The following is a 20531-nucleotide window of genomic DNA, read 5'->3' as shown; positions in this document are numbered from 1 at the left end:
AAGCAGTGGCTGTTGGATTTGCTGAGGGCCAAAGGCTTCGCCACAACGTTTCTAGAAACCAGTAAAAGCATTATTTATCAGTTGCTTATCACCCAATAGCCGGCTCAAAAAACAGCCATTTTTCCCTTGGCACGATCTCTGCTCTAGCCCCTTCAGTGAATTTTTTCCGGGGGAGACAGACATGCACCAACTTAATCCGATTACCAAGGGCCTGTGGCTCAGCCTGTTGTTGGCCGGGGGCGCGGCCAGCGATCTGACGCTGGCCGCCGAGGCGCTGGGCAGTGACGCGGCAAGCAGCGAGCCGGCACTCAAAACCGTGACCGTGACCGCCCAGCACCGCGAGCAAACCTTGCAGGAAGTGCCGGTGGCCGTGTCCGCCGTGCAGGGCACCCGTATCACCGCCGACGGCGTGCGCGCCATGGGCGATATCACCACGTTCATTCCCAACGCCTCGGCGAAGAACCCCGACGGCGACGGCCGCCCGCGCTGGTACATCCGTGGCCTGGGCACCGGCGATACCGGCGCGGCCACGGTGTTCCCGGTGGGCATCTATGCCGACGACGTGTACCTCAACGCGCCGATTGCCGGGGGCGGCCCGCTGTTCGACCTGGAACGCATCGAGATCCTGCGCGGGCCCCAAGGCACCCTGTACGGCAAGAACACCACGGCCGGCGCGGTCAATGTGATCTCAAAAAAACCCACCTTCGACACCGACGGCTACGGCACGCTCGGTGTTGGCAGCAAGAACGAACGCATCCTCAGCGGCGCCCTCGGCGGTGCCCTGGTGGACGAACGCCTGGCGGCGCGGGTGGCGCTGTACTCCGAGGAGCGCGACGGCTTCCAGAAGAACCTCGATGACGACCACAGCTACGGCGACGTCAACAAAAAAGCCGTGCGCGTGCAGTTCCTCGCCCAGCTCAACCCGGACTTGCAAGCCCTGCTGAAAATCCACAGCCGCGAACACAAGGGCGACGGCAGCAACGGCTCGCTGCCGGTGGGCCGCTACTACAACGTCGGCTACCAGCGCCCCCATGGCCGCGACAACGACCTGAACGTGGACGAAGACGCCAAGCTCAACCACGACGGCACTTCCCTGACCCTCAACTGGAACCTGGGGGACTACACCCTCACCGCCATCAGCGCCTACGACCACCTCCGCGGGCAGTCGGTGAGCGACGCCGACTACACGCCCTACGAAGTCAACGGCGCCGCCGACAACGACAACCAATACACCCAGTATTCCCAGGAGCTGCGCCTGGCCTCGCCCCAGCAGGAAACCCTGCGCTGGCTGGTGGGCGCCCACTACTTCCACGAAGACCTGGACAGCAGCAGCGTGCGCACCATCACCCCAGGCCCGACGCCCAATGGCAGCGGCTCCAACCAAACAGGCGGCGCCACGGTTTTTCGTGACCTCAACTACGACCACCAAACCGACAGCTACGCGCTGTTCGGCAACCTGACCTACGACTTCACCGACAACTTCACCGTCACCGGTGGCCTGCGCTGGACCCAGGAAAAGAAAGACATCGACCTCAACCTCACCCAACTGACCCGCGCCAGCGCCAACGGCCCGTTGATCCCCCTGAGCGCCGCTGGCAGCAACGGCAGCCGCGAGGACAACAAAACCTGGGAAGCCTGGACCTACGACCTCACGCCCGAATACCGGATCAACGACAACGTGCGGGTGTTTTTGCGCTACGCCCACGGTTTTCGTTCCGGCGGCTTCAACACCGGGCTGTCCACCAGCCTCGCGCAGCTGACCTCGGTGGATCCGGAGCAACTGGACGCCTACGAAATCGGCGTCAAGTCCGAGTGGTTCAACAATCGCCTGAGCGCCAACGCGAACATTTTCTACTACGACTACAGCGACATTCAGGTCAACCTGCTGACCGTCAACAACGGCGTGCTCACCACGGCCCTCACCAACGGCGCCAAGGGCAAGGTCAAGGGCGCGGAGCTGGAACTCGAAGGCCAACCCACCGACTACCTGCACCTGCGCGCGGCGGTGTCGTTCCTGGACACCGAATACACCGATTTCAAGAACACCAACCCCAACACCGGCGCCGTCACCGGCGACTACAGCGGCAACCGCTTCGTGCGCTCGCCGCGCCATGTGGTGGCCCTGGGCGCCGACTACACCATCCCCCTGCAGGTGGGCGGCAAACTGGTGGCCGGCGGCGACGTCAGCTACCGCGACAAGGAATTCTTCCTCGCCGACCGCCAGGGTGGCGGTGCCGACAAAACCCTCAACCAACCCCACTACACCTTGGCCAACACGCGCCTGACCTGGTTCAGCCCGGACGAAAAACTCAGCGTCACGGGGTTTGTCAACAACGTCACCGACCGCCGCTACCAGGTGCACGGGCGGCCCAACGGCCCGGTCGGCCAGTACGTCATCACCTACGGCGACCCGCGCACCGTGGGCCTGAGTGTGACGAGCCGGTTCTGATTTCCTGGCTATTTGTAGGTAGCACGCGGGCCTGGTGACGGGCTGCTGATGGGGTGTTGCTCCAGCAGCAGTCGCGGCCCCCTCCCGCTATGTGTGGGAGCGGGCTCGCCCGCGATAGCGGCCGGCCAGTTCCCCACTTTGGCCGCTGACACCGTGCAATCGCGGGCGAGCCTGCTCCCACAGGGCCATAGGTACACGGCCCTGGCACAGCTCTTGCGATAGCCCCCCCGGTACTTCGCTCATTTAAGGCTGACCATGCCCAATCGCCCTCGCCGTTTACTGCTTGCCCTGACCTGGCTGATCTCGCCCCTGGCCCTGCTTGCCCTATGGGCGGCGGTGGCGGCCGCCGGTGTGTTCCCGCGCAACCTGTTGGTGCCGCCGCTGGCGGTGGTGCAGACCTTCGCCGAGCTGCTGGCCAGTGGCGAACTGCAAGAACACCTGCACAGCAGCCTGTCGCGCCTGGGCCTGGGCTTTGTCTTTGGCGCCCTCGGTGGCCTGGGGTTGGGGGTGTTGATGGCGCTGTCGAAAACCGTCGACGCCTATTGCGGGCCGCTGTTCCACACCCTGCGCCAGATCCCCAGCATCGCCCTGATCCCGATGTTCGTGTTGCTGTTTGGCATCGACGAAACCTTCAAGATCATCATCGTCGCCAAGGCCGCGTTCTTTCCCGTGGCGCTGGCCGCCAGCGAAGGGGTACGGGCGATCCCGCGCAGCTATTTCGAGGTGGCCCAGGTGTATCGCTTGCCCTGGCCCACGTTCGTCTGGCGCATCGCCCTGCCCGCCGCCACGCCGCCGATCATCACCGGCCTGCGCATCAGCCTGACCCGCGCCTGGGTGGTGCTGGTGGCCACCGAGTTGCTGGCGGCCGACAGCGGCCTGGGGCAGATGATCGAGATGAGCCGGCAGATGCTGCGCATCGACATCGTGATGGTCGGGGTGGTGGTCACCGGCGTCGTCGGTTTTGCCCTGGATTTTTCCTTTCGCACCCTCGAACAGCGCTTGTTGCGCTGGCAAACCCGCTAGGAGGCGCTGATGCCCACATTGCTTGAAAGAACCCGCGGGCTCTTGCTGCCGCTGCTGTTGCTCGGCGCCTGGGAATACGCCTCGCGCCAGGACGCCGCCGGGGCCTACGCCTTTGTACCGCTATCGACCATCGGCGCCGCCCTGTTGGAACTGCTGGGCAACGGCGAGTTGCTGGTCAACCTGCTCGCCAGCCTCGCCCGCACCTGCACCGGCCTGGCCGTGGGCATTGTCGCCGGCGTCGCGCTGGGGGTGGCCATGGCCCTGTCGGCACGGGCCAATCGCTTGATCGGGCCGCTGTTTCATGCGATCCGCCAGGTACCGATGCTCGGCTGGATCCCGCTGATCGCCATGTGGTTCGGCAATGGCGAGTTTTCCAAGGTGCTGATCGTCTCCCTCGCCGCGTTCTACCCCATGGCGCTCAACACCTACCAGGGTTTTCATCACGTCGAGCAGCGCTACCGCGAGGTGGGCCAGGTGCTGGTGCTTAGCCGCCGCCAGCAGTTTGTCCATGTGCTGTGGCCCGCCGCACTGCCGAGCCTGTGCACCGGGGTGCTGCATGCACTGGCGTTTGCCTGGGTGACAGCGGTGGGCAGCGAGCTGTTCCTGGCCTCCGGTGCCGGCCTGGGCAACCTGATGATGAACGCCGAGGCCGGCTCGCGCATGGAGGTGATCGTGCTGTGCGTGCTGTGCATCGGCCTGCTCGGTTATGTGATGAACCTGTTGTTTACCCGTTTGAGCCGCCACCTGCTGCGCTGGCGCCCGACCCGTTGAGAGGCCTGCCCATGAACGCCATCGCCCCATTCGCCACACACACCGGCGCACCTGCCGCGCTGGCCGCCGCCAGCGGCGCCGTGCAGGTCCGTGGCCTGAACAAGACCTACCGCCTGCAGGGCAAGGCCCTGCCGGTGCTTGCCGACATCGAGCTGGACGTGCGCCCCGGCGAGTTCGTCAGCATTGTCGGCGCCAGCGGTTGCGGCAAATCCACCCTACTGCGCCTGATCGTGGGCCTGGAGGCCGAGTACGAGGGGCAGATCCGCCTCGACGGCGCGCTCATTACCGGCACCAGCCTGGAGCGCGGCATCGTGTTCCAGGACCACCGCTTGTTCCCCTGGATGAGCGTGGCCCAGAACATCGCCCTGGCCCTGAAAAACCACGCCCTGCCCCAGGCCGAGAAGGCGCGCCTGGTGGCCGAGCACATTGCCCTGGTCAACCTCGACGGCTTCGCCGACGCCTACCCGCACCAGCTCTCCGGCGGCATGGCGCAGCGCGCGGCCATTGCCCGGGCGCTTATCAACAAACCCAAAGTGCTGCTGCTGGACGAACCTCTGGGCGCCCTCGACGCCCTGACCCGGGTGCACTTGCAGCACGAGTTGCAGCGCATCTGGGTGCAACAGCGCTGCACGGTCATCATGGTCACCCACGACATCGAAGAAGCCCTGTACCTAGGCGACCGGGTGATCGTGATGGACGCCCACCCAGGGCGGATCAAGCGCCAGATCCACGTCGACCTGCCCCACCCCCGCGACCGCGCATCGCCCGTGCTGCAAGGCTACAAGGAGCAATTGCTGGAGGAGTTGGTGGGTCATTGAGCCCGAGAGGGCTGTGGGAGGACTCTCTGTAGCGGGAACTGCCTGTGGGAGCGAGCCTGCTCGCGATAGCGGCCTGTCTGTTACACCGCTATCGCGAACAGGCTCGCTCCCACAACCTCGTCCCCACCGTGAGGCGGTTATTGCCTGAGCAAACTTGGCGACACTCCAAGCACAACTTCTTATATATAAATTGACCCAGGTCAACAAAACCAAACTTAATTAACTTTCCAGCCTCAGAAACAGCAAAAACTTGTAGGCCAGCAACTTTCTATCGCCATCATAGACGCTATCGATAATACTATCGACAAGCTTGATTGGCACCCAAAAAACTTCGCACTTACACTGCGCACCTTGTAAACCGGGGCTTGGCGCCCATACCGCTACCACCAAAGTCGTATATACGCCAAATAACTCAGTGTTTTAATGGGTTATCCGGCACTACCAACTACCCTCTGCAAAACGCCCGCCGAATAACTAATAACCTCACGGCGCGCGCTCGGTATTTGTCCGGATTTTGTATTAACCGTGAATAAGAAATCCTTGCGGGGGTTACCTCGTTATATAGGCGCTTGCCTGATGAGTCGTAACGCCGCCTGAACCAGGAGATTTAAATGGACCTTGGCAGAAGACAGTTCTTCAAGCTTTGTACTGTCGGCGTGGCTACGGCTACGACCGCGACCCTGGGCTTTGCCCCTGGCGTGGCGCAGGCAACGCAGTCGCGCCAGTACAAGCTGCTGCGGGCCAAGGAAACCCGCAATAACTGCACCTACTGCTCGGTCGGCTGCGGCATTTTGATGTACAGCCTGGGCGACGGCGCGAAGAACGCCAAGGCGCGGATTTTCCACATCGAAGGCGACCCCGATCACCCGGTCAGCCGTGGCTCGCTGTGCCCCAAGGGCGCGGGCCTGGTGGACTACATCCACAGCGAGCAGCGCCTGCTGTTCCCTGAATACCGCGCGCCGGGTTCCGACACCTGGCAGCGCATCAGTTGGGAGCACGCCATCGAGCGCATCGCGCGCCTGATGAAGGACGACCGCGACGCCAACTTCATCGAGAAAAACGCCAAGGGCACCACGGTCAACCGCTGGCTCAGCACCGGCATGCTTTGCTCCTCGGCGGCCAGCAGCGAAACCGGCTCGCTGGACCAGCGCTTCACCCGCGCCCTGGGCATCCTGGGCACCGACAGCCAGGCCCGGGTGTGCCACGCGCCGACGGTGTCGGCCCTGGCGCCGACCTTTGGCCGTGGCGCCATGACCAACAACTGGGTGGACATCAAGAACGCCAACGTGGTGCTCATCATGGGCGGCAACCCCGCCGAGGCGCACCCCGTGGGCTTTAAGTGGGTGATCGAAGCCAAGATCCGCAACGGCGCCAAGGTGATAGTCGTGGACCCGCGCTTCAACCGCAGCGCAGCGGTGGCCGACATCTACTCGCCGATCCGCGCCGGCTCCGACGTGACCTTCCTCATGGGCATGGTCAACTACCTGATTACCCACGACAAAATCCAGCATGAGTACGTGCGCGCCTACACCAACGCCAGCCTCATCGTGCGCCCCGACTATGCGTTCGACGATGGCCTGTTCAGTGGCTACGACGCGAAAAAACGCAGCTACGACCGCAGCTCCTGGACCTACGAACTCGACGCCCAGGGCTTTGCCAAGCGCGACCCGACCCTGAGCCACCCGCGCTGTGTGTGGAACCTGCTCAAGGCCCACGTCAGCCGCTACACCCCGGAAATGGTCACCAACATCTGCGGCACACCCAAGGACGACTTCCTGAAGATCTGCGCGATCCTGGGCGAAACCAGCGCCCCGGACAAAACCGCGACCTTCCTCTACGCCCTGGGCTGGACCCACCACACCAACGGCGCGCAGATGATCCGCGGCTCGGGCATGCTGCAATTGCTGCTGGGCAACATCGGCATGGCCGGCGGCGGCGTCAACGCCTTGCGCGGCCACTCCAACATCCAGGGCTACACCGACCTGGGCCTGCTGTCGCTGCGCCTGCCCGGTTACATGAACCTGCCCTCGGACGAACAGACCGACCTGGCCACCTACCTCAAGCAAACCACGCCCACCGCGTTGCAGGCCGACCAGGTCAACTACTACAAGAACACGCCGAAATTCTTCGTCAGCATGATGAAGAGCTTCTGGGGCGACAAAGCCACCCAGGCCAACGACTGGGGTTTCGACTGGCTGCCCAAGTGGGATGACAGCTACGACATCATCAACTTCACCAACCGCATGTACGAAGGCAAGGTCAACGGCTACATCGCCCAGGGCTTCAACCCGGTGGCCGCGTTCCCGGACAAGAACAAAGCCTCGGCGGCCCTGGCCAAGCTCAAGTTTCTGGTGATTATCGACCCGCTCGCCACCGAGACCTCCAGCTTCTGGAAAAACCACGGCGAGCAGAACGACGTCGACACCGCCGCCATCCAGACCGAAGTGTTCCGCCTGCCCTCCTCCTGTTTTGCCGAGGAGAACGGCTCGATCGTCAACTCCGGGCGTTGGCTGCAATGGCACTGGGCCGGCGCCGCGCCGCCGGGCGAGGCCTGGCACGACGGCAAGATCCTCGGCCACCTGTTCCTCAAACTGCGTGAGCTATACGCCAAAGAAGGCGGCGCCAACCCGGCGCCGATCCTCAACATGGCCTGGGACTACAAAGACCCGCTGGACCCGGCCCCCGAAGAAGTGGCCAAGGAATCCAACGGCTATGCCCTGGCCGACCTGTACGACGACAAAGGCGCGCTGATACTGCGCAAGGGCCAGTTGCTCAACGATTTTTCCCAATTGCGCGACGACGGCAGCACGGTGTGCTTCAACTGGATCTTCGCCGGTTCCTGGACCGAGCAAGGCAACCAGATGGCCCGGCGCGACAACGCTGACAGCGGCTTGGGCTGCACCCCGGGCTGGGCCTGGGCCTGGCCGCAGAACCGACGCATCCTCTACAACCGCGCCTCGGCCGACCCCCAGGGCCAGCCATGGGACCCCAAACGCAAAATCATCGGCTGGGACGGCACCCGCTGGAGCGGCAGCGACGTACCGGACTTCCCCGTCGGCGTGGCACCGGGCACCAGCACCAGCCCCTTCATCATGCTGCCCGAAGGCGTGGGCCGGTTGTTCTCGGTGGGCGCGCTCAACGACGGGCCGTTCCCGGAGCACTACGAACCCACCGAGAGCCCGCTGCTCAACAACCCGCTGCACCCCAACGTCACCTACAGCCCCACGGCGCGCCTGTATGAGCACGACCGTTCGCGCATGGGCAAACGGGACGAGTTCCCCTACGTGGCTACCACCTACTCGATCACCGAGTTGTTCCGCCACTGGACCAAGCACTCGCGCCTCAACGCCATCGTGCAGCCCGAGCAGTTCATCGAGATCGGCGAAAAGCTCGCGGCGGAAAAAGGCATCGTCCAGGGCGACACCGTGCGCGTGAGCACCAAGCGTGGCTACATCAAGGCCAAAGCCGTGGTGACCAAGCGCATCCGGCGCCTGGCCATCGACGGCCAGGACGTGGACACCATCGGCATCCCCTGCCACTGGGGCTACGAAGGGTCGACGCGCAAAGGCTTTTTGGCCAACACCCTGACGCCCGGTATCGGCGACTCCAACACCCACACGCCTGAGTACAAGGCCTTCCTCGTCAACATTGAAAAGGTCTAACGGAGCGCCCTTATGTCCCTGCAATCCCAAGACATCATCAAACGCTCCGCCACCCACGTGCTGACCCCGGCGCCCCACGCCCGCGACCAGCAAATGGAAGTGGCCAAGCTGATCGACGTGAGCATCTGCATCGGCTGTAAGGCCTGCCAGGTGGCGTGCAACGAGTGGAACGACCTGCGCGACGAAGTCGGGCACAACGTCGGTGTCTACGACAACCCGGCCGACCTCTCGGCCGACACCTGGACCCTGATGCGCTTCGACGAAGTCGAGGACGAAAGCGGCAAGCTCGAATGGTTGATCCGCAAGGACGGCTGCATGCACTGCGCCGACCCGGGCTGCCTCAAGGCCTGCCCGCAACCGGGGGCGATCATCCAGTACGCCAACGGCATCGTCGATTTCCAGTCCGAGCACTGCATCGGCTGCGGCTACTGCATCGCCGGGTGCCCGTTCGACGTGCCGCGCATCAACAAGAAGGACAACAAGGCCTACAAGTGCACCCTGTGCGTGGACCGCGTGGCGGTCGGCCAGGAGCCGGCGTGCGTCAAGACCTGCCCCACCGGCGCGATCAACTTCGGCAGCAAGCAAGACATGCAGCACCTGGCCGGCGAGCGCGTGGTGGAGTTGCAGGGCCGCGGCTTTGCCGGCGCCGGCCTGTATGACCCGCAAGGCGTGGGCGGCACCCACGTGATGTACGTGCTGCAACACGCCGACAAGCCGCACCTGTACCACAAGCTGCCCACCGACCCGCGTATCAGCACAGCGATCCAGGGCTGGAAAGGCTGGATGAAACCCCTGGCCGCCGCCGCGTTCTTCGCCACCCTCGGCGCGACGATGTTCCACTACATCGCCACCGGGCCCAACGAAGTGGACGAGCAGGAAGAACACGAAGAGGACACCCTGGTATGAACAAGGACAAAATGATCCTGCGCACGCCGTTCCTGGAACGCGCCTGCCATTGGCTGATGGTGCTGTGCTTCATCGCGGTGGCCCTGTCGGGGCTGTCGTGGTTCTTCCCTTCGTTCAACGGCCTTAACGCCGTGTTCGGCACGCCGCAACTGGCGCGCATCCTCCATCCGTTCTTCGGTGTGGCGGTGTTTTTGGCCCTGGTGTTCCTGTTTATCCGCTTCGTCAACTACAACCTGCCCGAACCCGAGGACAAGGAGTGGTTCACCCACCTCGACCGGGTCATCAGCGCGCGCCACGACAAGCCCCTGCACATCGGCAAGTACAACCCCGGGCAGAAGCTGTTGTTCTGGGGAATCATGGGCCTGATTAGCCTGCTGTTGCTCAGCGGCGTGGTGATCTGGCGGCCGTACTTCGCGCCGCTGTTCAGCATACCGGTGATCCGCGTCGGCCTGTTCGTGCATGCCCTGGCCGGGTTGTCGCTGATCCTGCTGGTGATCGGCCACGCGTACCTGGCGTTCTGGGTCAAAGGCTCGATCCGCGGCATGGTCACCGGCTACGTCACCCGCAACTGGGCCAAGCAGCACCACGACCGCTGGTATCGCCAACTCAACGCCAAACAGCGCAAGGCGCGGGGCCCGAAATGAACAGCATCCACCTGACCCCGGTGCAGGAGCGCAGCCCCGGCATCGGCGAAATCACCGCGCTGCTGCTGCCCGAACTGGGCCTGCGCTACAGCCTGCGGGCCCAGCGCCTGCGCCACTTGGCGGCGGAGCATGCGATGGGCGACTACCTGCGCTTTGTCGCGCGCATCGCCGACGTGCAGCAGCAACTGCTCGACAGCGCACCGCTGCCCGCCGCCCTCAAGGCCTCCCTGGCTGCGCGCCTGGAGCATCCCGGCGCGCCCCTGGCCGGCAACGCCGACCTGAGCGAGCCCTACTGGCAAGAACTGCTGCGCCACCTGTGCGAAGCGCTGTACATCGACAGCTCGCCGACCATCCGCGCCACCCTCGATGCCGTCACCGCGCTGGACGCCGCCGCCCTGCACGCCAAGGCCCAGGCCCTGCTGGCGGGGCGTTTCGCCGAGGTCGACAGCGGCCAGGCGCTGTTTATCTGGGCGGCCCTGGCGCTGTACTTCACCCAACTGGCGGCGCATTTGCCGGCCTCGGCCAAGGCCTGTGTCGGCGAGCACCGCCAGCATTGCCCAGTGTGCGCCAGTACCCCGGTGGCCAGCCTGATAATGAGCGGCGCCCAGGCCGGCCTGCGCTACCTGCACTGCGGCCTGTGCGAGAGCCGCTGGCACATGGTGCGGGTCAAGTGCAGCAACTGCGAAGCCACCGGCAACCTCGACTACTGGAGCCTGGAGCAGCACAACGCCGCCGCCAAGGCCGAGAGTTGCGGCGACTGCCACAGCTACCTGAAGGTGTTCTACCCCGAGCACGACAGCGCCTTGGAGCTGGTGGCCGACGACCTGGCCAGCCTGGCCCTGGACGGCGAAGTCGAACGCCAGGGCTTTGCCCGCAGCGGCCTCAACCCGTTTTTGTTCCCCGGCTGAAAAAAACCGCTGCGGCGTTTTGCCCCTTGCCCCCACGCAACGCCGCGAGCGCTCTGGCTCGCGGCTTTGGCGCTGAGATCAAAAAGCCACCTTATGCGATTTAGGAATCAGTAAATTCTTTTATATTCCTTTAACGTTTTGCAACAGGCTGCAAGACTCGGCACCAGAATCATCCATTAAGTGTTGAGAACCCCATGAAAAAATTGACTGCCCTCCCCGCCCTCACCCTCGCCGTGCTGTCCGGCCTGGCCCACGCCGATCGCCTGGATGACATCAAGAAATCCGGCGTACTGCGCGTGGCTTCGTTCGACAGCAACCCACCGTTCGGTTTCATCGACGCCAAAAGCAAGCAGATCGAAGGCCTGGACGTGGACTACGCCAAGGCCATCGCCGACAAGCTCGGGGTGAAGCTGCAACTGCAACCGACCAACCCGGCCAACCGCGTGCCGTTGCTGGTGGCCAACAAGGTCGACCTGGTGCTGGCCAACTTCACCATCACCCCCGAGCGCGCCGAGCAGGTCAACTTCAGCATTCCTTACTTCAGCTCCGGCCAGCAGTTCATCGTCAAGAAAGGCACCCTCAAGTCCCCTGAAGACCTGAACAAATGGCGCGTCGGCGTAGACAAAGGCACCGTCAACGAAGGCGTGCTGCGCGACAAGTTCCCCGGCGCCAAAGTGATCGCCTATGACGACACCCCGTTCGCCTTCACCGCCCTGCGCAACGGCAACGTGCAAGCCATTACCCAAGACGGCCCGAAACTCATCGGCCTGCTGGCCAACGTGCCGGACAAGGACAAGTACGAAGTACCGCCGTTCACCATCTCCAACGACCTGATCGGCGTGGGCGTGCCCAAGGGCGAAACCGCCCTGACCGAAGTGGTCAACCAAACCCTGCTGGAGCTGGAAAGCAAAGGCCAGGCGCAGAAGATCTACGACACCTGGTTCGGCCCCGACACCAAGACCCCGCTAACCCGCCTCTACAAGATCGGCGACAAGAGCTGAGCCCAGCGCTGTGTAATGCCACCAACAGCCCGCAGCGGATCACCGCGCGGGCGTTTTTGATTCTGCATGGACACTGCTGTGATGTTCGGTGAACTGCTCGGCCCGCAATACCTGCACTGGTTGTTCGATGGATTTGTCCTGACCCTGGCCCTGAGCGCCGTGGTTTGCCTGGTGGCCACAGCCCTGGGTTTCGTGGTCTGCCTGGCGCGCCTGTCGCCCTCGCGGCTGCTGGCCTGGCCGGCCCACGCCTACCTGGCGCTGTTTCGCAATACGCCGCTGCTGGTGCAGCTGTTTTTCTGGTACTTCGGCGTCAGCGCCCTGCTGCCCGAAGCCCTGGTGATGTGGTTGAACATGCCCCACGAGATCAGCCTCGCGGGCTGGGTCATCGGTTGGCCGTCCTTTGAGTTCATCGCCGGTTTCTGGGGCCTGACGCTCTACACCGCGGCTTTTATCGCCGAAGAATTCCGTGCCGGCATCGCCTCGGTACGCACCCAGCAGCGCGAGGCCGGGTTCGCCCTGGGCCTGCGCAGCGCCCAGGTGTGGCTGTACGTGGTGTTGCCGCAAGCCTTGCGCACCGCATTCGGGCCGCTGTTGGGGCAGTACATGAACGCATTGAAGAACTCGTCCCTGACCATGGCCATCGGCTTGGCCGAGTTGTCCTACGCCTCGCGCCAGGTCGAAACCGAAACCTTCAAGACCTTCCAGGCCTTCGGCTTCGCCACCCTGCTCTACGTGCTCAGCATTGCCCTGATCGAAGCCATCGGGCAGTGGGTGCAGCACAGCAAGCGCTATCGCCAGGGGGCGGCTTGAGCCATGGACTTTTCCGTTATCAGCGACAACCTCGACTACTTCCTGATCGGCGCCTACCCCAACGGCCCCCTTGGCGGTGCAGCGCTGACCCTGGTGCTGAGCCTGCTGTCCGGCACCATCGCCGCCGCCCTGGGCCTGGCCTTGGGCTTGGGCCTGACCCTGCTCAAAGGCTGGCCCCGGGGCGTGTTGCTGGCGGTGCTGGGCTTTTTACGGGCGATCCCGGTGCTGATGTTGATTTTCTGGAGCTACTTCCTCCTGCCCATCGTCTTCAAGGTGGACGTACCGGCCCTGGCCACGGTGGTCTGCGCCCTGTCGCTGATCGGTGGGGCCTACCTGGCGCACTCGGTGCACGCCGGCATCCAGAGCCTGCCCACAGGCCAATGGGCCGCCGCCCGCGCCCTGGGCATGCAGCCTTGGCAGGTGCTGCGCCTGATAATCCTGCCCCAGGCCCTGCCGATCATGCTGCCCTCGTTCCTCAACCAGTGGATCAGCCTTATCAAGGACACCTCCCTGGCCTACGTCATTGGAGTGGGTGAGTTGTCGTTCGTCGCCACCCAGGTCAGCAACCGGGTCATGGTCCATCCCACGGAGATCTTCCTGTTCGTGGCCCTGGTGTACTTCCTGTTCTGCGCCAGCCTCGACCTGGCCGCCAACTGGCTGACCCGCAAACCCACCCGCGCGTCGTAGCAAGCGGAGCACCGCCCGGCCCGCTCCCACAGCGGAGCGGCGGGCCAGCCAGCATAAGTGATCGACACCAGAGTGGGAGCGAGCCTGCTCGCGATGGCGGTATTCCAGCCACGATAACTGCATGGCCTGAACCGGCCTGATCGCAGGTAAGGCCCGCTCCCACCGTTGGAATGGTGGGTGTTCCTCTGTAGGAGCGAGCCTGCTCGCGATGGCGGTATTACAGCCTCGATAGCTGCATGGCCTGAACCGCCCTCATCGCGGGCAGGGCCCGCTCCCACCGTTGGAATGGTGGTGTGTTCCTCTGTAGGAGCGAGCCTGCTCGCGATGGCGGTACTCCAGCCTCGATAACTGCATGGCCTGAACCGGCCTCATCGCGGGCAAGGCCCGCTCCCACCGTTGGAATGGTGGTGTGTTCCTCTGTAGGAGCGAGCCTGCTCGCGATGGCGGTATTCCAGCCTCGATAGCTGCATGGCCTGGACCGGCCTCATCGCGGGTAAGGCCCGCTCCCACCGTTGGAATGGTGGGTGTTCCTCTGTAGGAGCGAGCCTGCTCGCGATGGCGGTATTCCAGCCACGATAACCGCATGGCCTGGACCGGCCTCATCGCGGGCAAGGGCCCGCTCCCACAGGGGATGGGGCTTAGAACGCGGCCTTGACCGACACCATGAAGTTGCGCGGTTCGCCGTAGAAGTTGCCGAAGTTCTCCGTGCCGATGGTGGCGTAGTAGCGCTTATCGAACAGGTTGTTGCCGTTCAGCGCCAGCGACCAGGTGTCGTCGATGCGGTAGCCGATGCGCCCGTTCCAGATGGCGTAGCCGGCCTGGTTGAACTTCTGCCCGGTGGCCGGCGAGGCGCGGAAGTTGTCGCTTTGTGCGTTGACGCCGGCGCCGAGGGTGAAGCGCTCCAGCGACCCGCCCAGGCTGTAGTCGCCCCACAGGCGCAGCATGTGCCGGGGCACGTAGGTGTTGAAAGCCACGCCGTTTTTCGTGGTGTCGATGTCGTCCAGGGTCTTGGTTTGGGTGTAGGTGTAGCCGGCCAGCAGTTGCAGGCGTTCGAGCACCTGGCCGCTGACTTCGGCTTCAAAGCCCTGGGCGCGGACTTTGCCGGCGTTGAGGTAGCAGTAGCCGTCCGGGGTGGCGCAGTCGGAGGAGGCGTAGTCGGTTTGCGCCTGGTCTTTGCGCAGGGTGCGGAACAGGTTCACCGAGCTGTTCAGGCGCCCGTCCAGCCACTCGCCCTTGATCCCCAGCTCATAGCTCTGCCCCACCATCGGTTTGAGGGAGGCGCCGCTGTCGCTGCGCAAATTGCCCTGCGGGGTAAAGATGTCGGAGTAGCTGGCGTAAGCCGTGAGGTGCTCGTTGAGGTCCAGCAGCACCCCGGCGAACGGCGTGACCTGGCCGGTTTCCGTGCTGTTGGACACTTCACGGGTTTGCGAGCGCAAGTAGAACGAGTCGGTGTCGGATTTGTACCAACTGACCCGGCTGCCGACGATCAGGGTCAGCGGGTCGGCCAGTTTCAGGCGCAGGGTGGAATACGCCCCGTACTGCTTGGTCAGCGAATCCACCGGGCCACCGCGGGTGGAGTTTTTGGTGAAGTAATCATCGCTGGGCTCGATGATGTTTTTGTCCGGGTGCAACACGTTCTGGTTCTGCGGCACGAAGGCCACGGAGTAGAAGTCGTCCTTGTGGGAACGGCTGGCGTTGACCCCCACGGTCAGTTCGTGTTGCTGGCCCAGGGCATCGAATTTGCCGTCCAGGTAGGCGTCGAAGCCGTAGTCGACCTGGTCGTAGTCATAGAAGCTGCCGAGCATGCGGGTTTCGTTGACGCCCGGGGTCACCGCGCCTGAGGCGAAGGCGTATTTGATGTCTTGGGTGTTCTTGGTGTACACGCCGGCCACTTTGAGCGCCCAGTCGTCGTTGAGCTGATGCTTGATGTCGCCGAACGCCGTGGTGCGTTTGCTGCGCCAGTTGTTCCACGCCGGGTCCAGGCAGGTGGAGCGGCGCAGCTTGAGGTCGCTGCCGTCCTTGTAGCGCGGCAGGCCGCCCCAGCACGGTGTGGCATCGAGGTCTTCATAGGCCAGGCCGACGCCCAGGGTGGTGTCGGGGCTGAGGTCGAAATCCAGGGCGCCGTAGTAGGTCTGGTCGCGGCGCTCGGCGTTGTCGTAGAAGTAGCGCCGCGACTGCTCGGCCACCACCGCCCGGCCGCGCACGGTGCCGGCGTCGTTGAGGGGGCCGCCGGTGTCCACCTGGCCACGGTAGTTGTCCCAGGTGCCGCCACTGAGCGACAGCTCGGTGTGGGCGCTGCTCTGCCCGCGCTTGCGCACAAAGTTGACCGCGCCCGAGGTGCCGCCCGCGCCTTTCATCATGCCCGCTGCGCCGCGCAGCACTTCCACGCGGTCGAAGTAGGCCATGTCGCTGCTGAAGCTGTCGGCCTGTACGTAGTTGTTGCCCATGTCCAGGGGCACGCCGTCGTACTGGTACTGGCCGAGCATCTGGAAGCCACGGGAGTAGAAGTATTTGCCGCCCATGGGCGAGTCGTAGACGGTGATACCGGGGACTTTTTCCATCACCTGGTCGATGGTGGTCAGGTTCTGGTCGTCAAGCATCTTGCGGGTCATGACGGTGAGGGACTGGGGCGTGTCCTTGAGGCTGTGGGCGCCCTTGCCGATGGTCACCGCGCCCGTGGTGTAGGAGCCGCTGTTCTCGGTGGTGGCCCCCAGTTGCTCGGCGGAAATGGTGGTGGCCCCCAGTTCCAGGGCCGCGCCGTCGGCCGCCACCGCCCGCAGCACGTAGCTGCCGTTGCTTTGCGCCTCGGCCTGCAAGCCGCTGCCCTGCAGGATGCGGGCAAAACCTTCGGCAACGCCGTAGGCGCCCCGCAGCCCGGCCGAGCGGCGGCCTTCGGTGTAGCGGGCGTCGAATGACAGCGCCACCCCGGCGGCACTGGCAAAACGGCTGAGCACTTCGGCCAGGCTGCCAGCGCCCACCTCGAACGTGCGCGCCGCACCCTGTTCCTGGGCGACCTGGGCCGCCGCCGGCAAGGCCAACCCGGTGCTGCCCACGACCATGCCCAACAGCGCGATCTTGACCCCGTGGGCCAAGCGCCCCGCCCGCGGTTTTTGAATATGAGACATGCGTGCCCTTCCCCGATAACGATTATTAAACTCACTGGGGGATAAGCCGAGCGATGGGCGGCAAAAGTGCAAAGGCCGCAAAAAAATTTTCAGCCACCGGTTACTCAGGCGCTAACGCTGACCCAATAGCGGGTGTAGCGCGTGATGTTCAGGCCAAAGGCGCTGTGCAGCGCGGCCAGGGCCAGGTCGGTGTCGTCCAGCGGGAACGCGCCAGAGACTTTGAGCCCGGCAATCGCCGGGTCGCAGCGCAACACGCCCACCCGGTAACGCGCCAGTTCGGCCAGCAACTCGCCCAAGGGCCGGTCGATGGCAATCAGGCTGCCCTGCTGCCAGGCGCCCACCGACGCATCGTTGGCCCGCACCGGCCCCAACCCCTGCGCTTGCAGGGCCACCCGTTGCCCCGCTTCCAGGCGCAGCGCCGTACGCTGCCCCGCCAGGCTGACTTGCACGGCTTTGTCCAACACCGCCACTTCACCGCCCGCGCCCTCGGCGCGCACGATAAACCGCGTGCCCAGGGCCAGCACGCGGCCCTGGCGGGTCTCGACGCGAAACGGCCGGCGCAGCGGGTCGGCGGCGGTGCTGACAAGGATTTCCCCGGCCAGCAGGTGCAACAAGCGCTGCTGGCCATCGAAGCGCACATTGACCGAGGTATTGGTGTTAAGCAGCAGCGAGCTGCCGTCCGCCAGGCGCACTTCGCGGCGCTCGCCGACGGCGGTGTGGTAATCGGCAAAGCGCTGTTGCGACGCCTCGCTGCGCCAGCCCAGCCAACCCACGGAGCCAGCCGACGCCAGCACCAGCACACTGCGCAGCACCTGGCGGCGCGAGCGCTCGGCCCCGCGCAGGGCTGGCGCCGCCAACTTGCCCGGCACCCCGGCCAGTTGCTCGCGCACCGATTCCATGCGCTGCCAGGCCTGTTCGTGCAGCGGGTCGGCGCCGCGCCAACGGTGCCAGGCCTGCTGGTCTTCGGCCGTGGCAGTGCCGGACTCCAAGCGCGCGAACCACTGCGCCGCGGCACTCAGGGCGGCCAGTTCGGCGGCGGGCAAAGACGACAACAAACGGCTCATGGCGCCTGCACCTGCAGTTGCATCAGGCAGCAATGCTCCATGGCCCGGGCCATGTGGTTGTTCACGCTGCGCACCGAGATACCCAACTGCGCGGCGATCTGCACGTAGGTCAGGCCATCGAATTGGGACAGGATGAAGGTCTGGCGCACTTTCGCGCCCAGGCCTTCGAGCATGCGGTCGATGTCCACCAGGGCCTGCACCATGATCGCCTGCTCCTCGAGGGACGGCTGCTCCCACTGCGGCGCACTGGCCAGCACTTGCAGATAGGACTGCTCCAGGGAGCGGCGGCGGAACAGGTCCACCAGCAAGCCCTTGGCCACCCGCGACAGGTACGGGCGCGGCTCGCGGATGTCCAGGGCATTGCGCGCCTTGATGATGCGCACGAAGGTGTCCTGCACCAGGTCCGCCGCGTCGCTGCCGTTACCCAGGCGCTGGCGCAACCAGCCGTGCAACCAACCCTGATGGGTGCAATAGAGGTCGTTGACGGCACTGCGCAGGGACAACTCGTCGGAAGGCATAACGGCAAAAAGTCGTGAGTGATAATGACTCGCATTGTCGAGTAGAGTCCCGACAATGGCAATAGCCAAGCGCTATCAACCCGCTTTCTACACAGGGCGGCAAAACACCTTTATCTGTATATCCATACAGATAAAGGTTGCCCGATGCGCCATCTCTGGCCATGCTGTAGGCCTGCGCAAACGTTGCAAATGAGGGTGGTTATGCGGCTGTTCCTATGTGAGAAACCTTCCCAGGCCAAAGACATCGCCGCGGTGCTCGGCGCCACACGCCGGGGCGACGGCTGCTGGGTGGGCGCCACTGCCACCGTCACCTGGTGCATTGGCCACTTGCTGGAAACCGCCCCGCCGCACGCCTACGACGAACGCTACAAACGCTGGGTGCTGGCCGACCTGCCCATCGTCCCGGCCCAATGGAAAATGCGCGTCAAACCCAAGACCGCCAGCCAGTTCAAAGTGGTCAAACGCCTGTTGGGCGAGGCCCAGGAACTGGTGATCGCCACCGACGCCGACCGCGAAGGCGAGATGATCGCCCGCGAACTGGTGGAACATTGCCGCTATCGGGGGCCGATCCAGCGCCTGTGGCTGTCGGCCCTGGACGACGCGTCGATCCGCAAGGCCCTGGGCGCCCTCAAGCCCGGCGCCGAGACCTTCAGCCTGTACCACTCGGCCCTGGGCCGCTCCCGCGCCGACTGGCTGATCGGCATGAACATGAGCCGCTTGTTCACCTTGCTGGGGCGCCAGTCTGGCTACCAAGGCGTGCTGCCGGTGGGCCGGGTACAGACCCCAACCCTGCGCCTGGTGGTGGACCGCGACCGCAGCATCGCTGACTTTGTGCCCGTGGCCTACTGGGCCATCGACGTGCAGTTGCGCCATGCCGACACCCTGTTCACCGCCCAGTGGCGCGCCCCCGGCGATGCCTGCGACGACCAGGACCGCTGCCTCAACCAGGCCCTGGCCCACAACGCCGCCCAGGCCATGGCCAACGCCGCCAGCGCCCGGGTCACCAAACTGCGCACCGAACGCCTGCGCGAAGTGGCGCCGCTGCCGTTCGACCTGGGCACCCTGCAGGAAATCTGCTCGAAGAAACTCGGCCTCGGCGCCCAGGAAACCCTGGATGTCGCCCAGGCCCTGTACGAAACCTACAAGGTCATCACCTACCCGCGCAGCGACTGCGGCTACCTGCCCCTGAGCCAGCACGGCGAGGCGCCGGCGATCCTCGCTGCCCTGGCCGCCGCCGACCCGGCGCTGGCGGCTTTGGCCCCGCACCTGCGGGCCCAGCGCCGCTCGCGGGCGTGGAACGACGCCAAGGTCAGCGCCCACCACGGCATCATCCCCACCGCTGCGGCCGGCCAATTGGCGCGCCTGAGCGGCAAACACCGCGCGGTGTACACCTTGATTCGCGCACGGTATTTGGCGCAGTTCCTCCCCGACCACGAATACGACCGCACCCAGGCCGATTTCGACTGTGCCGGCCACGCCCTGCGGGCGGTGGGCAAAGTGATCGTGGAGCCGGGCTGGAAACGCGCCCTGCCCGAAGCCCTGGCCCCGGCCAAGGGTCGTGAAGCCCCAGCGCCCCAGGCCTTGCCGGCCCTGGCCGAAGGCCTGGACTGCGCGGTGGCCAAGGTCATCCCCAAAGACCTGTGGACCCAACCGCCCAAGCCCTACACCGAAGGCGACCTGATTAAAGCGATGAAAAACGTCGCCAAACTGGTGCAAGACCCACTGCTCAAGCAAAAGCTCAAGGACACCACCGGCATCGGCACCGAAGCCACCCGCGCGGGGATCATCCAGGGCCTGCTGGACCGCGGCTACCTGAGCAAGCACGGCAAGGCCCTGGCCGCCACCGCGCCGGCGTTCAGCCTGATCGATGCCGTGCCCCGGGCCATCGCCGACCCCGGCACCACCGCCATCTGGGAACAGGCGCTGGACATGGTGCAAAGCGGGGAAATGAGCCTGGAGGAATTCGTCACCAAACAGGCCGGTTGGATGAGCAAGCAAGTGGCCCGCTGCGCCGGCCTGAGCCTGACCATCAGCGGCCCCGCCAGCCCCGGTTCCACGCCGTGGAAAAACAAACGCAAAAGCCCCAAACGCAAAACCCCGGCCAAGAAGCCACGCCCCGCGTCGGTGTAGCAACCGGGCTCGCCC

15 protein-coding genes are annotated in these 20531 nt (G+C 64.8%); 12 read left to right on the top strand and 3 right to left on the bottom strand.

Features of this window, described 5'->3' with window-relative positions:
* Positions 1-181 precede the first annotated feature (181 nt).
* The 11 genes from AC19YT_RS03520 to AC19YT_RS03470 all read left to right on the top strand — a co-directional run bounded on the left by AC19YT_RS03520 (position 182) and on the right by AC19YT_RS03470 (position 13679).
* Positions 182-2449 carry a TonB-dependent receptor gene (locus AC19YT_RS03520; RefSeq protein WP_500609731.1) on the top strand — a complete coding sequence of 756 codons (2268 nt, stop codon included), beginning with the start codon at positions 182-184 and terminating at the stop codon, positions 2447-2449.
* A gap of 255 nt (positions 2450-2704) precedes the next feature.
* On the top strand, positions 2705-3472 hold the full coding sequence (locus tag AC19YT_RS03515; protein WP_095108532.1) for an ABC transporter permease: 768 nt from the start codon (positions 2705-2707) through the stop codon (positions 3470-3472).
* A gap of 9 nt (positions 3473-3481) precedes the next feature.
* Positions 3482-4243, top strand: coding sequence for an ABC transporter permease (locus AC19YT_RS03510; RefSeq protein WP_095108533.1), 762 nt, complete (start codon positions 3482-3484; stop codon positions 4241-4243).
* 11 nt (positions 4244-4254) lie between these two features.
* The gene (locus AC19YT_RS03505) at positions 4255-5061 is read left to right on the top strand and encodes an ABC transporter ATP-binding protein (RefSeq protein ID WP_095108534.1); all 807 of its coding nucleotides are present in this window, start codon (positions 4255-4257) and stop codon (positions 5059-5061) included.
* Between the two features lie 611 nt (positions 5062-5672).
* Positions 5673-8723 (top strand): formate dehydrogenase-N subunit alpha, encoded by a 3051-nt coding sequence (gene fdnG / locus AC19YT_RS03500; RefSeq protein WP_095108535.1) that lies wholly within the window; start codon positions 5673-5675, stop codon positions 8721-8723.
* Between the two features lie 12 nt (positions 8724-8735).
* Positions 8736-9629, top strand: a complete 894-nt coding sequence (fdxH, locus tag AC19YT_RS03495) for a formate dehydrogenase subunit beta (protein ID WP_095108536.1) — start codon at positions 8736-8738, stop codon at positions 9627-9629.
* Positions 9626-10273, top strand: a complete 648-nt coding sequence (locus tag AC19YT_RS03490) for a formate dehydrogenase subunit gamma (protein ID WP_500609730.1) — start codon at positions 9626-9628, stop codon at positions 10271-10273. Before fdxH ends, AC19YT_RS03490 begins: the two co-directional genes overlap by 4 nt.
* Complete coding sequence (gene fdhE, locus AC19YT_RS03485) at positions 10270-11181, top strand: formate dehydrogenase accessory protein FdhE (protein ID WP_500609729.1); 912 nt, start codon at positions 10270-10272, stop codon at positions 11179-11181. Before AC19YT_RS03490 ends, fdhE begins: the two co-directional genes overlap by 4 nt.
* Positions 11182-11375: 194 nt before the next feature.
* Positions 11376-12182: an ABC transporter substrate-binding protein gene (locus AC19YT_RS03480; RefSeq protein ID WP_500609728.1), complete on the top strand. Its 807-nt coding sequence runs from the start codon at positions 11376-11378 to the stop codon at positions 12180-12182.
* A gap of 81 nt (positions 12183-12263) precedes the next feature.
* Positions 12264-12992, top strand: coding sequence for an amino acid ABC transporter permease (locus AC19YT_RS03475; protein ID WP_095108540.1), 729 nt, complete (start codon positions 12264-12266; stop codon positions 12990-12992).
* A 3-nt stretch (positions 12993-12995) separates the two neighbouring features.
* Complete coding sequence (locus AC19YT_RS03470; protein WP_095108541.1) at positions 12996-13679, top strand: amino acid ABC transporter permease; 684 nt, start codon at positions 12996-12998, stop codon at positions 13677-13679.
* 638 nt (positions 13680-14317) lie between these two features.
* Here AC19YT_RS03470 and AC19YT_RS03465 read toward each other — a convergent pair.
* The 3 genes from AC19YT_RS03465 to AC19YT_RS03455 all read right to left on the bottom strand — a co-directional run bounded on the left by AC19YT_RS03465 (position 14318) and on the right by AC19YT_RS03455 (position 18386).
* The gene (locus tag AC19YT_RS03465) at positions 14318-16804 is read right to left on the bottom strand and encodes a TonB-dependent siderophore receptor (RefSeq protein WP_500609727.1); all 2487 of its coding nucleotides are present in this window, start codon (positions 16802-16804) and stop codon (positions 14318-14320) included.
* 104 nt (positions 16805-16908) lie between these two features.
* The gene (locus tag AC19YT_RS03460) at positions 16909-17868 is read right to left on the bottom strand and encodes a FecR domain-containing protein (protein WP_500597103.1); all 960 of its coding nucleotides are present in this window, start codon (positions 17866-17868) and stop codon (positions 16909-16911) included.
* Positions 17865-18386: a sigma-70 family RNA polymerase sigma factor gene (locus AC19YT_RS03455; RefSeq protein WP_095108544.1), complete on the bottom strand. Its 522-nt coding sequence runs from the start codon at positions 18384-18386 to the stop codon at positions 17865-17867. The genes AC19YT_RS03460 and AC19YT_RS03455 overlap by 4 nt, the downstream gene beginning before the upstream one ends.
* A gap of 201 nt (positions 18387-18587) precedes the next feature.
* Here AC19YT_RS03455 and AC19YT_RS03450 point away from each other — a divergent pair, with 201 nt between their 5' ends.
* The gene (locus AC19YT_RS03450; RefSeq protein ID WP_500609726.1) at positions 18588-20516 is read left to right on the top strand and encodes a DNA topoisomerase III; all 1929 of its coding nucleotides are present in this window, start codon (positions 18588-18590) and stop codon (positions 20514-20516) included.
* Positions 20517-20531: the final 15 nt, after the last annotated feature.

It is taken from the genome of Pseudomonas sp. MF08875, assembly GCF_059862525.1.
The sequence above is the reverse complement of the archived record's forward strand: the minus strand, read 5'-3'. Positions and strand labels throughout refer to the sequence as shown.

Coding starts and splice junctions, on each gene's coding strand:
- AC19YT_RS03460 (WP_500597103.1), bottom strand. CDS start 17,868: ATGAGCCGTTTGTTGTCGTCTTTGCCCGCCGCCGAACTGGCCGCCCTG.
- fdhE (WP_500609729.1), top strand. CDS start 10,270: ATGAACAGCATCCACCTGACCCCGGTGCAGGAGCGCAGCCCCGGCATC.
- AC19YT_RS03475 (WP_095108540.1), top strand. CDS start 12,264: ATGTTCGGTGAACTGCTCGGCCCGCAATACCTGCACTGGTTGTTCGAT.
- AC19YT_RS03465 (WP_500609727.1), bottom strand. CDS start 16,804: ATGTCTCATATTCAAAAACCGCGGGCGGGGCGCTTGGCCCACGGGGTC.
- AC19YT_RS03450 (WP_500609726.1), top strand. CDS start 18,588: ATGCGGCTGTTCCTATGTGAGAAACCTTCCCAGGCCAAAGACATCGCC.
- AC19YT_RS03490 (WP_500609730.1), top strand. CDS start 9,626: ATGAACAAGGACAAAATGATCCTGCGCACGCCGTTCCTGGAACGCGCC.
- fdnG (WP_095108535.1), top strand. CDS start 5,673: ATGGACCTTGGCAGAAGACAGTTCTTCAAGCTTTGTACTGTCGGCGTG.
- AC19YT_RS03510 (WP_095108533.1), top strand. CDS start 3,482: ATGCCCACATTGCTTGAAAGAACCCGCGGGCTCTTGCTGCCGCTGCTG.
- AC19YT_RS03505 (WP_095108534.1), top strand. CDS start 4,255: ATGAACGCCATCGCCCCATTCGCCACACACACCGGCGCACCTGCCGCG.
- AC19YT_RS03455 (WP_095108544.1), bottom strand. CDS start 18,386: ATGCCTTCCGACGAGTTGTCCCTGCGCAGTGCCGTCAACGACCTCTAT.
- AC19YT_RS03480 (WP_500609728.1), top strand. CDS start 11,376: ATGAAAAAATTGACTGCCCTCCCCGCCCTCACCCTCGCCGTGCTGTCC.
- fdxH (WP_095108536.1), top strand. CDS start 8,736: ATGTCCCTGCAATCCCAAGACATCATCAAACGCTCCGCCACCCACGTG.
- AC19YT_RS03520 (WP_500609731.1), top strand. CDS start 182: ATGCACCAACTTAATCCGATTACCAAGGGCCTGTGGCTCAGCCTGTTG.
- AC19YT_RS03515 (WP_095108532.1), top strand. CDS start 2,705: ATGCCCAATCGCCCTCGCCGTTTACTGCTTGCCCTGACCTGGCTGATC.
- AC19YT_RS03470 (WP_095108541.1), top strand. CDS start 12,996: ATGGACTTTTCCGTTATCAGCGACAACCTCGACTACTTCCTGATCGGC.